The sequence below is a fragment of the Streptomyces sp. NPDC025618 genome (genome assembly GCF_055558795.1).
Genome location: NZ_JBVHLW010000018.1, coordinates 35,576 through 47,082 on the forward strand (window position 1 = coordinate 35,576; position 11,507 = coordinate 47,082).

13 protein-coding genes are annotated in these 11,507 nt (G+C 70.3%); all 13 read left to right on the plus strand.

The genetic code is table 11. The features are described from left to right. Positions 1 to 87: 87 nt before the first annotated feature. Entirely contained in the window at positions 88 to 1,206 is a 1,119-nt protein-coding gene (locus ACZ4A5_RS17270) for an LCP family protein (protein ID WP_467583920.1), read from the plus strand. 156 nt (positions 1,207 to 1,362) lie between these two features. Then, the gene (gene rpmE, locus ACZ4A5_RS17275; RefSeq protein ID WP_361527219.1) at positions 1,363 to 1,572 is read left to right on the plus strand and encodes a 50S ribosomal protein L31; all 210 of its coding nucleotides are present in this window, start codon (positions 1,363 to 1,365) and stop codon (positions 1,570 to 1,572) included. A 100-nt stretch (positions 1,573 to 1,672) separates the two neighbouring features. Further along, on the plus strand, positions 1,673 to 2,752 hold the full coding sequence (prfA, locus tag ACZ4A5_RS17280; RefSeq protein WP_366003345.1) for a peptide chain release factor 1: 1,080 nt from the start codon (positions 1,673 to 1,675) through the stop codon (positions 2,750 to 2,752). A gap of 82 nt (positions 2,753 to 2,834) precedes the next feature. Next, complete coding sequence (gene prmC, locus ACZ4A5_RS17285) at positions 2,835 to 3,680, plus strand: peptide chain release factor N(5)-glutamine methyltransferase (protein WP_361527223.1); 846 nt, start codon at positions 2,835 to 2,837, stop codon at positions 3,678 to 3,680. 53 nt (positions 3,681 to 3,733) lie between these two features. Further along, the gene (locus tag ACZ4A5_RS17290) at positions 3,734 to 4,381 is read left to right on the plus strand and encodes an L-threonylcarbamoyladenylate synthase (protein WP_467583926.1); all 648 of its coding nucleotides are present in this window, start codon (positions 3,734 to 3,736) and stop codon (positions 4,379 to 4,381) included. Further along, positions 4,378 to 5,037 carry an arsenate reductase/protein-tyrosine-phosphatase family protein gene (locus ACZ4A5_RS17295; protein ID WP_467583929.1) on the plus strand — a complete coding sequence of 220 codons (660 nt, stop codon included), beginning with the start codon at positions 4,378 to 4,380 and terminating at the stop codon, positions 5,035 to 5,037. The genes ACZ4A5_RS17290 and ACZ4A5_RS17295 overlap by 4 nt, the downstream gene beginning before the upstream one ends. Positions 5,038 to 5,198: 161 nt before the next feature. Further along, complete coding sequence (locus tag ACZ4A5_RS17300; protein ID WP_467583932.1) at positions 5,199 to 6,512, plus strand: serine hydroxymethyltransferase; 1,314 nt, start codon at positions 5,199 to 5,201, stop codon at positions 6,510 to 6,512. A 112-nt stretch (positions 6,513 to 6,624) separates the two neighbouring features. After that, positions 6,625 to 7,956: an MraY family glycosyltransferase gene (locus ACZ4A5_RS17305; RefSeq protein ID WP_467583935.1), complete on the plus strand. Its 1,332-nt coding sequence runs from the start codon at positions 6,625 to 6,627 to the stop codon at positions 7,954 to 7,956. A gap of 252 nt (positions 7,957 to 8,208) precedes the next feature. Further along, entirely contained in the window at positions 8,209 to 8,646 is a 438-nt protein-coding gene (locus ACZ4A5_RS17310; RefSeq protein WP_398873364.1) for a hypothetical protein, read from the plus strand. A gap of 264 nt (positions 8,647 to 8,910) precedes the next feature. After that, entirely contained in the window at positions 8,911 to 9,720 is an 810-nt protein-coding gene (gene atpB, locus ACZ4A5_RS17315) for a F0F1 ATP synthase subunit A (RefSeq protein WP_467583937.1), read from the plus strand. A 76-nt stretch (positions 9,721 to 9,796) separates the two neighbouring features. Then, on the plus strand, positions 9,797 to 10,048 hold the full coding sequence (atpE, locus tag ACZ4A5_RS17320; RefSeq protein WP_087926250.1) for an ATP synthase F0 subunit C: 252 nt from the start codon (positions 9,797 to 9,799) through the stop codon (positions 10,046 to 10,048). A gap of 42 nt (positions 10,049 to 10,090) precedes the next feature. Then, positions 10,091 to 10,648, plus strand: coding sequence for a F0F1 ATP synthase subunit B (locus ACZ4A5_RS17325; RefSeq protein ID WP_467583940.1), 558 nt, complete (start codon positions 10,091 to 10,093; stop codon positions 10,646 to 10,648). Then, on the plus strand, positions 10,645 to 11,460 hold the full coding sequence (locus ACZ4A5_RS17330) for a F0F1 ATP synthase subunit delta (protein ID WP_467583943.1): 816 nt from the start codon (positions 10,645 to 10,647) through the stop codon (positions 11,458 to 11,460). Before ACZ4A5_RS17325 ends, ACZ4A5_RS17330 begins: the two co-directional genes overlap by 4 nt. The last annotated feature ends 47 nt before the right edge of the window (positions 11,461 to 11,507 follow it).

The following is an 11,507-nucleotide window of genomic DNA, read 5'->3' on the forward strand; positions in this document are numbered from 1 at the left end:
GGTCCTCAGATCGCGCTGTGCAACCCTGACGCAGACTTCCCCGTCAACCAGCAAGGGGTAGACAGACACCGAAGGACTGAGGAGCGCATGAGCGACGACAGCAGGGGTACGCCGACGGGTTCGCACCGCCGACGTGCCGGTGGTGGGCGTGGCCGGCGCCGCAAGGTCCGTGCCCGCCGCAGGGGCTGGCGAATAGCCGCGTGGACGACGGCCGGTGTGGTCGTCGCCGGAGGCGCGGGCGCCGGTTTCCTCTACTTCAAGTTCAACGGCAACCTCAACAGCGTCGACATCAACGCGGCGCTGGGCAAGAACCGCCCGGAGAACATCGACAACGGCTCGCAGGACATCCTCGTCCTCGGCTCCGACTCCCGCGCCGGCGCCAACGGCAAGTACGGCCGCGACGAGGGCAGCTCCCGCTCCGACACCGCGATGATCGTCCACGTCTACGCGGGTCACAAGAAGGCCAGCGTCGTCAGCATCCCGCGCGACACGATCGTGCCGCGGCCGCAGTGCAGGACGCCGGACGGCAAGACCAGCCCGGCCGTCAAGCGCGCGCAGTTCAACGACGCGTACTCGGTGGGCGGCGCCGCCTGCGCGGTCGCCACGGTCGAGCAGATGACCAACATCCGCATGGACCACTATCTGGAGGTCGACTTCGCCGGCTTCCAGAAGCTGATCGACATGCTCGGCGGGGTGCAGGTCACCACCACCAAGCCCATCCGCGACAACTTCAGCCACCTGAACCTCGCCGCGGGCACCCACACCCTCAACGGCGAGCAGTCCCTCGGGCTCGTGCGGACCCGGCACGGCGTCGGCGACGGCAGCGACCTCGGCCGGATCAAGCTCCAGCAGGCGTTCATCAAGGCGCTGCTTGACCAGGTCAAGCACGTGGGCGTCTTCACCAACCCGGCCAAGCTCTACGGGATCGCGGACACCGCCACCAAGGCGCTCACCACCGACTCCGAGCTCAACTCGATCGACAAGCTCTACTCGTTCTCGAACGGGCTCAAGGGCATCGGCTCCGGGGACATGCACATGGTCACGCTGCCGGTCGGCGACGACCCCGTCGACAAGAACCGCGTGATCCCGCTCGCGGAGGCGTCCCAGCAGCTCTGGACCGCCCTGCGCAACGACCAGCCGATCCCGGACTCCGCGGTCAAGGACGGCGCGGGTGCCAGGACCGAGGCCGACGACGTCGTGAAATAGGGCCCCGACGGCCCGCGGGACCCGCTGGAATAACCGGCCGCCACCTCTCGTTTTGGGGGATACGGCCAGTGCTGGCAAACTGGTACGTCGGCCCCGGTTCACGTAAGGCAATCCCGCCTCTGCGACCCGGTGCCCTCCCGAACCTAGGAGATCCCCTTGAAGCGCGAAATCCACCCGGATTACGTCGAGACCCAGGTCAGCTGCACCTGTGGCGCCTCGTTCACCACGCGTAGCACCGTCGCGGACGGCACCATCCGTGCCGACGTGTGCTCCGAGTGCCACCCGTTCTACACGGGCAAGCAGAAGATCCTCGACACCGGTGGCCGTGTGGCGCGGTTCGAGGCCCGCTACGGCGCGAAGAAGTAGCGACCCGCAGGCGCCGGTCCTCGGTCGCCCTCGTTGCGAGGGTGACCGGACCGGCGCTTTGTCGTCCAGCAGGCCCGTCACTTCCGCTGAAGGAATCTTGATGTTCGAGGCAGTCGAGGAACTGATCGGCGAGCACGCCGACCTCGAGAAGCGGCTCGCCGACCCCGCCGTGCACGCGGACCAGGCGAACGCCCGAAAGCTCAACAAGCGCTATGCCGAGCTGACCCCGATCGTCGGGACGTACCGCTCCTGGAAGCAGACCGGCGAGGACATCGCGACCGCGCGCGAATTCGCGGCCGACGACCCCGACTTCGCCGCCGAGGTCAAGGACCTGGAGAAGCAGCGCGAGCAGCTCACCGAGAAGCTCCGGCTGCTGCTGGTCCCGCGCGACCCCAGCGACGACAAGGACGTCATCCTCGAGGTCAAGGCGGGCGCGGGCGGCGACGAGTCCGCGCTCTTCGCGGGCGACCTGCTGCGGATGTACCTCCGCTACGCCGAGCGCGTGGGCTGGAAGACCGAGATCATCGACTCCACCGAGTCGGAGCTGGGCGGCTACAAGGACGTCCAGGTCGCCGTGAAGACCAAGGGCGGCCAGGGCGCCACCGAGCCCGGCCAGGGCGTCTGGGCCCGGCTGAAGTACGAGGGCGGCGTCCACCGCGTCCAGCGCGTGCCCGCCACCGAGTCCCAGGGCCGGATCCACACCTCCGCCGCCGGCGTGCTCGTCACGCCCGAGGCCGAGGAGATCGACGTCGAGATCCACGCCAACGACCTGCGCATCGACGTCTACCGCTCGTCGGGCCCCGGCGGCCAGTCCGTCAACACCACGGACTCCGCCGTCCGCATCACGCACCTGCCGACCGGCATCGTGGCCTCCTGCCAGAACGAGAAGAGCCAGCTCCAGAACAAGGAGCAGGCCCTGCGCATCCTGCGGTCCCGGCTGCTCGCCGCCGCCCAGGAGGAGGCCGAGAAGAACGCCGCGGACGCCCGCCGCAGCCAGGTCCGCACCGTGGACCGCTCCGAAAAGATCCGGACGTACAACTTCCCCGAAAACCGCATCTCGGACCACCGGGTCGGCTTCAAGGCGTACAACTTGGACCAGGTGCTCGACGGCGACCTGGACGCGGTGATCCAGGCGTGCGTCGACGCGGACTCGGCGGCGAAGCTCGCCGACGCGAGCTGACCCGAGGAACCGAGCGCCGGACGGGCCGGCCCCGGCCTGCCCGGCGATGGAACGACCGTAACGAACGCGCGAGAGGACCACTGTGAATCTGCTGCTCGCCGAGGTGGCGCAAGCCACTCAGCGGCTGGCCGACGCCGGCGTACCTTCTCCGCGCTTCGACGCGGAGGAGCTCGCCGCCTTCGTCCATGGCGTCAAGCGGGGTGAGCTGCACAACGTGGCGGACGCCGACTTCGACGCCCGCTACTGGGAGGCCGTCGCCCGCCGCGAGGCCCGCGAACCGCTCCAGCACATCACCGGCCGTGCCTTCTTCCGCTACCTGGAGCTCCAGGTCGGCCCCGGCGTCTTCGTGCCCCGCCCCGAGACCGAGTCGGTCGTCGGCTGGGCCATAGACGCCGTGCGCGCCATGGACGTCGTCGAGCCCCTCATCGTCGACCTGTGCACCGGCTCCGGGGCCATCGCCCTCGCCCTCGCCCAGGAGGTGCCGCGCTCGCGCGTGCACGCCGTCGAGCTCGACGAGGGCGCCCTCGGCTGGGCCCGTAAGAACGTCGAGGGCTCGCGCGTCACCCTGCACCACGGCAACGCCCTCACCGCGCTCCCCGAGCTCGACGGCCAGGTCGACCTGGTGATCTCCAACCCGCCGTACATCCCGCTCACCGAGTGGGAGTACGTCGCCCCCGAGGCCCGCGACCACGACCCCGAGCTCGCGCTCTTCTCCGGCGAGGACGGCCTCGACACCATCCGCGGCATCGAGCGCACCGCCCACCGGCTGCTGCGCCCGGGCGGCGTCGTCGTCATCGAGCACGCCGACACCCAGGGCGGCCAGGTGCCGTGGATCTTCACCGAGGAGCGGGGCTGGGCCGACGCGGCCGACCACCCCGACCTCAACAACCGGCCGCGGTTCGCCACCGCCCGGAAGGCGATGCCGTGAGCACGGCACCCCGCACTCTTGTCCTGTTTTTTCCGCACGAGGAGGTCTCGTAGATGGCACGGCGATACGACTGCAGCGACGCGACCGACCGTAAGACCGGTCTGCGCGAGGCCGTCGCCGCGGTCCGCCGCGGTGAGCTGGTCGTGCTGCCCACCGACACGGTGTACGGCATCGGTGCGGACGCCTTCAGCCGGGACGCCGTGGGCGACCTCCTGGAGGCCAAGGGCCGCGGCCGGGGCATGCCCTCGCCCGTCCTGATCGGCTCCCCGAACACCCTGCACGGGCTCGTCACGGACTTCTCCGAGCAGGCGTGGGAGCTCGTCGACGCCTTCTGGCCCGGCGGGCTCACCCTCGTCGCCACCCACCAGCCGTCGCTGACCTGGGACCTGGGGGAGACCCGCGGCACCGTCGCGGTCCGGATGCCGCTGCACCCGGTCGCCATCGAGCTGCTCACCGAGTTCGGCCCGATGGCCGTCTCCAGCGCCAACCTCACCGGCCACCCGGCGCCGCAGGACTGCGACGCCGCCCAGGGCATGCTCGGCGACTCCGTCTCCGTCTACCTCGACGGCGGGCCCACCCCCGCCGACGTGCCGTCCTCCATCGTGGACGTCACCGGCAAGGTCCCCGTCCTGCTGCGCGCCGGTGCCATCAGCGCCGAGCAGCTCCGCGAGGTAGTACCCGACCTCGAGGTGGCGAATTGATCGCCCCGCAGGGGCGTGGCATAGCGGGACCGGGCACGGACAGTTCCACCGACACCTTCCGCATCCTCCACGTCAGCACCGGCAACGTCTGCCGCTCCCCCATCACCGAGCGGCTGACCCGCCATGCCCTCTCCGACCGCCTCGGCGACCCCTACGCGGGCGGCCTGGTGGTGGAGAGCGCGGGCACCTGGGGCCACGAGGGCGCCCCGATGGAGGCGCACGCCGCCACCGTCCTGGCCGACCTCGGCGCGGACCCGCACGGCTTCATCGGCCGTGAGCTCCTGGACGAGCACGTCATCCGTGCCGACCTGGTGCTCACCGCCACCCGTGACCACCGCGCCCAGGTCATCTCCATGGGCCACTCGGCGGGCCTGCGCACCTTCACCCTGAAGGAGTTCACCCGGCTCGTGCGGGCCATAGACCCCGCGACCCTCCCGGACCCCGAGCGGGCCGGCGGGGTGATCGACCGCGCCCGCGCCCTGGTGCAGGCCGCGGCCGCGCTGCGCGGCTGGCTGCTGGCGCCCAACGCGGAGGCCGACGAGGTCCACGACCCCTACGGCGCCCCCATCACCTTCTTCCGTTCCATCGGCGACGAGATCAACCAGGCGCTCGACCCGGTCCTCACCGCCCTCACCGGGGTGCCGGGCCGCCCCTGAGGCGCGGCCCCGCCGGAAGGGGCCGCTCCGGGACGGCCTTACGGAACCGTGCGGGAACAACCGGAACCGCGCCGGGATAATCGGCGGAAAGCCGGGCATCCGGGACAGCGTGGGCCTACATTGGTGCTGAACCCATCGCACCGCACAGGTCGGAGCCCGCGATGTCCACCCCACTGCCCACTCAGGGCCTCAGCGCAGCGGTGGCCACCGGCGCCGCGGCACCAAAGAGGCCACGCGGCGACCGGTCCACGGGCCTGGACGCGCTGACACGGCAGGACCCGGAGATCGCCGGCCTCCTCCTCGGCGAGGCCGACCGGCAGGCCGGGTGCCTCCAGCTGGTCGCCGCCGAGAACTTCACCTCGCCCGCCGTCCTCGCCGCCCTCGGCTCCCCGCTGGCCAACAAATACGCCGAGGGCTATCCCGGCGCCCGCCACCACGGCGGCTGCGAAGTGGTCGACCTCGTCGAACGCACCGCCGTCGAGCGCGCCAAGGCGCTCTTCGGCGCCGAGCACGCCAACGTCCAGCCGCACTCCGGCTCCTCCGCCGTCCTCGCCGCCTACGCGGCCCTGCTGCGCCCCGGCGACACCGTGCTCGCCATGGCCCTCCCGCACGGCGGCCACCTCACCCACGGCTCCCCGGCGAACTTCTCCGGCCGCTGGTTCCACTTCGTCGGCTACGGGGTGCGCCGCGACACCGGCCTGATCGACTACGGCCAGGTGCGCGCCCTCGCCCGCGAGCACCGCCCCCAGGCGATCGTCTGCGGCTCGATCTCCTACCCCCGCCACCCCGACTACGCCGCCTTCCGGGAGATCGCCGACGACGTGGGCGCCTACCTCGTCGCCGACGCCGCCCACCCCATCGGCCTGATCGCCGGGGGAGCGGCCCCCAGCCCGGTGCCGTACGCCGACGTCGTCTGCGCCACCACCCACAAGGTGCTGCGCGGGCCGCGCGGCGGGCTGATCCTGTGCCGCGCGGGACTGGCGGGCCGGATCGACCGCGCGGTCTTCCCCTTCACGCAGGGCGGGGCGCAGATGCACACCGTCGCGGCCAAGGCCGTGGCCTTCGGTGAGGCCGCGACCCCCGCCTTCACCGCGTACGCCCACCAAGTCGTGGCCAACGCTCGTCTCCTCGCCGCCGCCCTGGCCGCTGAGGGCGTCGCTGTGACCACGGGAGGCACCGACACCCACATCGTCACCGGCGACGTCTCCGCGCTCGCTCTGGACGCCCTCACGGCCCGCGCCCGGCTCGCCGCCGCGGGCATCGTCCTGGACATCTGCGGCCTGCCCCACGGCACCGCGCACGGCCTGCGGCTGGGCACGGCCGCGGTGACCACCCAGGGCATGCGCGAGCCGGAGATGGCCCGGATCGCCGTGCTGCTCGGCGCGGCGCTGGGCTCCGGCGGCCCGGACGGCGGGGCACGCGCGGCGGTCACCGAGCTGGTGCGGGCCTTTCCTCCTTATCCCGGCCACACCTGAGGACTGCAACCATCTCGGGACGGCCATTCGTCTACGGCTGTATTCACGTATCGGGGGCGGACGCGAATATGGTGTGGGGCTGTGATGACCAGCGCGACCTCTGGGGCGGCCCGTGCGTGAATACCTCCTGACGCTGTGCGTCACCGCGGCGGTCACCTATCTGCTGACGGGACCGGTGCGGAAGTTCGCGATCGTCGCCGGCGCGATGCCGGAGATCCGCGAGCGCGACGTGCACCGTGAGCCCACACCGCGGCTCGGCGGCATCGCTATGTTCGGCGGGCTCTGCGCGGGCCTGCTCGTCGCCGCCCACCTGTCGAACCTCGGGAAGGTCTTCGAGCTCGGCAACGAGCCCAGAGCCCTGCTCTCCGGCGCCGGGCTGATCTGGCTGCTCGGCGTGCTGGACGACAAGTGGGGCGTCGACGCCCTGGTGAAGCTCGGCGGCCAGATGATCGCCGCCGGTGTGATGGTGCTCCAGGGCCTGACGATCCTGTGGATCCCGATCCCCGGCGTGGGAACGGTCGCGCTCACCTCCATGCAGGGCACCCTCCTGACGGTCGCCCTCGTCGTGATCACCATCAACGCGGTGAACTTCGTCGACGGCCTGGACGGCCTCGCCTCGGGCATGGTCTGCATCGCCGCCGCGGCGTTCTTCCTCTACGCCTACCGCCTCTGGTTCGGGCACAACATCGAGGCCGCCGCGCCCGCGACGCTCTTCGCCGCGGTCCTGATGGGCATGTGCCTGGGCTTCCTGCCGCACAACATGCACCCCGCCCGCATCTTCATGGGCGACTCCGGCTCCATGCTCATCGGCCTCGTGCTGGCCGCGGGCGCGATCTCCATCACCGGCCAGGTCGACCCGGACCTGCTCTACCAGCAGGTCGGCGGCGAGCGGCAGGCCGTGCAGGCGATGGTGCCGGTCTACATCCCCCTGCTGCTCCCGCTGACGGTCATCGCCGTGCCGGTCGCCGACCTGCTGCTGGCGATCGTGCGGCGCACCTGGAACGGCCAGTCGCCCTTCGCCGCGGACCGCGGCCACCTCCACCACCGGCTGCTGGAGCTCGGGCACTCGCACAGCCGCGCGGTGCTGATCATGTACTTCTGGTCGGCGCTCATCGGCTTCGGCACGGTGGCCTACTCCGTGCACTCGGCGAGCGTCTGGATCGTCCTGCTGATCGTGGCGCTGAGCGCCGTCGGCCTGGTGCTGTTGCTGCTGCCGCGCTTCAGGCCGCGTGCCCCGCGCTGGGCGGAGGCATTCGTTCCGCCGCGCTACCGGCGCAAGAGAGCCCTGGCCGGCCCGGCCGTGGAGCCCGCGCTCGGCGCGGCCGCCGAGCACGCCGCCGCCTCCGAGGAGCGCGAGCCCGTGCCCGCCGGGATCCACGGGGCGACCGCCATCGGCGACCGGTCCCGTTTCCATCACGTCAGGAAGATCAGCAATCAGCGCTGAGAGGGCGCTTTAGCAGAGGAAATGCCGTCGCGTCAGCCCAATGACCAGCGGGTTGACACGTCCGTGTGACGTCCGGCACACGATGTAGGTAAAGACCTCATCAAATAGTTTGTGATACCGTTCACGAAACCCGGTGCTAGAGCCGAAGGACCGTAGTGCGGCGGTCCTTCGTCGAGAGTCATGTCTCACTCCCGGGGATACGCTCGTCCACGACGAATCGTTGCTTCCGACCTCTCGCCGGAGAAACCCTTCATGCAGTCCAACGACGCCCGAACACTCCTGCAGTGCGCCGTCCCGACCGCCGTCGCGGGCGTTGTCGCAGTCGTCGTCAGCGGTGTGCTGGCCGGTGGCAAAGGCGCGGTCGGCGCCGCCGTCGGCACGTTGGTCGCGGGCGGTGTGATGGCCCTGGGCCTCTACGTTCTCCAGCGCACGGCCAAGTCCTTCCCGCACCTGTTTCAGGCCATGGGACTGGTGCTCTACGTGACGCAGTTCCTGATCTCCGCCGTCGTGCTGGCGGTCTTCCGGGACACCACGCTCTTCAACACCCGGGCCTTCGCCTTCGCGCTCCTCGGCGCGGTCCTCGTGTGGACCGCCGCCCAGACCCGGGCCTATCTGAAGGCCAAGATCCTGTACGTCGATCCGGAATCCGCCGAGGCGAAGAAGTCCGCGCCCGCCGGGTCCCCGACGTGACCGGTAGGGCCGCGATAAAGGTGCCGGCGCTCACCTGCTATCGTCCGGTGCCATCTGAGGCACAGTGGGCGCAGGCAGCTGAACACCCGAGAATCCCGGGACGGAATCGGCAGTCCATGCAGCTGATGCCGAATACCCAGACCGGCCCCGCGCCGATCACCTGCCCCCCCATCCGCAAGACCAGTCCAGTGCCGTTCCGCGGCTGTGCGCCGCGCCGACACAACGAGGTTGCCGTACCTATGCGCCACGCTGAAGGAGCTCGCGGTGAGTGCTGACCAGATGCTCGCCTTCGAGACCGATTGCCACATCTTCGATGGGTGCGGCTTCCCAGCCCCAGGGCTCCACTCGTTCTTGTTTGAACCGCTCTTCACTGTCGGCGGCTACGACTTCAACAAGCCCATGCTGCTGGCCGTGCTCACCACGGTCATCGTCATCGGTTTCTTCTGGGCGGCGTTCGGCCGGGCCAAGGTGGTCCCCGGCAAGCTTCAGATGGTCGGTGAGGCGGGTTACGACTTCGTCCGCCGCGGCATCGTCTACGAGGCGCTCGGCAAGAAGGAGGGCGAGAAGTACGTCCCCCTCATGGTCTCGCTGTTCTTCTTCGTATGGATCATGAACCTGTGGTCGATCATTCCGGTCGCCCAGTTCCCCGTGACGTCGATCATCGCCTTCCCGGCCGCCCTCGCCCTGATCGTCTACGTCCTCTGGATGTACCTGACGTTCAAGAAGCACGGCTTCGTCGGCGGTCTGAAGAACATCACCGGCTACGACAAGACGCTCGGCCCGGTGCTGCCGCTCGCCATGACCATCGAGTTCTTCTCGAACGTCCTGGTCCGGCCCTTCACACACGCGGTGCGACTCTTCGCGAACATGTTCGCCGGTCACGTGCTGATCCTGATGTTCACCATCGCCAGCTGGTACCTGATGAACGGCATCGGCTTCGCCTACGCCGGCGTCTCGTTCGTGATGACCGTCGTCATGACCGCGTTCGAGCTCTTCATCCAGGCCGTCCAGGCGTACGTCTTCGTGCTGCTGGCCACCAACTACGTCCAGGGCGCGCTCGCCGAGCACCACTGAGCACCCCCGCTCCCCAGACCAACAATCGTCCGGTGGCCAACCCCCACCGGTCCGTGAAAGAGAAGGAAGAACGAGCATGTCTGCTGCTCTCCAGACCATCGCCGCTGGTGTCGAGATCAAGGGCAACCTGGGCTCGATCGGCTACGGCCTCGCCGCGATCGGCCCCGGCGTCGGCGTCGGCATCGTCTTCGGTAACGGCACCCAGGCGCTGGCCCGTCAGCCCGAGGCCGCCGGCCTGATCCGCGCCAACCAGATCCTCGGCTTCGCCTTCTGTGAGGCGCTCGCCCTGATCGGTCTGGTCATGCCGTTCGTCTACCCGTCTGCCTGATCCGCAGCCTGACGACCACTGTTTTCGACGGAAGGCATTGATGTGAACGCCCTGACATTGGCGGAGGAAGTGGAGAACCCCCTCCTCCCGCCGATCCCAGAGCTCGTCATCGGTCTGATCGCCTTCGCCATCGTCTTCATCTTCCTGGCCAAGAAGCTCCTCCCGACGATCAACAAGACTCTGGAAGAGCGTCGCGCGGCCATCGAAGGCGGTATGGAGAAGGCCGAGGCCGCCCAGGCCGAGGCCCAGCAGGTGCTCGAGGACTACCGGGCGCAGCTTGCCGACGCCCGCCACGAGGCCGCTCGGATGCGCCAGGAGGCGCAGGAGCAGGGTGTCGCGGTGATCGCCGAGATGCGGTCCGAGGGACAGCGTCAGCGCGAGGAGATCATCGCTGCCGGCCACGCCCAGATCGAGGCGGACCGCAAGGCCGCCGCGGCGTCGCTCCGCCAGGACGTGGGCAAGCTCGCCACCGACCTGGCCGGCAAGATCGTCGCCGAGTCCCTGGCGGACGCCGGCCGGCAGAGCCGCACCATCGACCGCTTCCTCGACGACCTCGAGGCCAAGGCGGCCGACGTGACGAAGGTCGAGGCCACCCGATGAGCGGAGCGAGCCGGGAGGCCCTGGCCTCCGCACGTGAGCGCCTCGACGCGCTGGCGGACAACACGGCCGTGGACGCGGCGAAGCTGGCCGAAGAGCTGGCCGCCGTGACCGGGCTGCTCGACCGCGAGGTGTCGCTGCGCCGGGTCCTGACCGACCCGGCGCAGTCCGGCGAGGCCAAGGCCGAGCTGGCGCGCCGCCTGATCGGTGGCCAGGTGGGCGGCGAGAGTGCCGACCTGGTGGCCGGCATGGTCCGCTCCCGCTGGTCGCGCTCGCGCGACCTGGTGGACGCGCTCGAGGAGCTGGCCGCGACGGCCGACCTCGTCGCCGCCGAGCGGGCCGGGGTCCTGGACGACGTCGAGGACGAGCTGTTCCGCTTCGGCCGGATCGTGGGCGCGAGCCCCGAGCTGCGCTCCGCGCTGACCGACAAGGTCGCCGGGCGCGGCGCCAAGACCGGTCTGGTGAGCGAGCTGCTGGGCGGCCGGGCCAACCCGGTCACCGAGCGCCTCGTGATCCGTCTGGTGGGACAGCCGCGTGGTCGTAGCCTGGAGGCAGGGCTCACCGCCCTGTCCAAGCTGGCCGCCGACCGCCGGGACCGGATGGTCGCGGTGGTCACCTCCGCGGTGCCGCTGAGCGCGGCGCAGAAGCAGCGCCTTGGTGACACGCTGGCGAAGCTGTACGGACGCCGGGTCCACCTCAACATGGACGTCGACCCCGAGATCCTCGGTGGCGTCCAGGTGCGGATCGGCGACGAGGTCATCAACGGCAGCATCGCCGACCGCCTCGCCGAGGCGGAGCGGCGGATGGCCGGCTGACCAGCCACCAACTCAAGAGCATGACTGACGGCCCGAGTTGGGCCGAC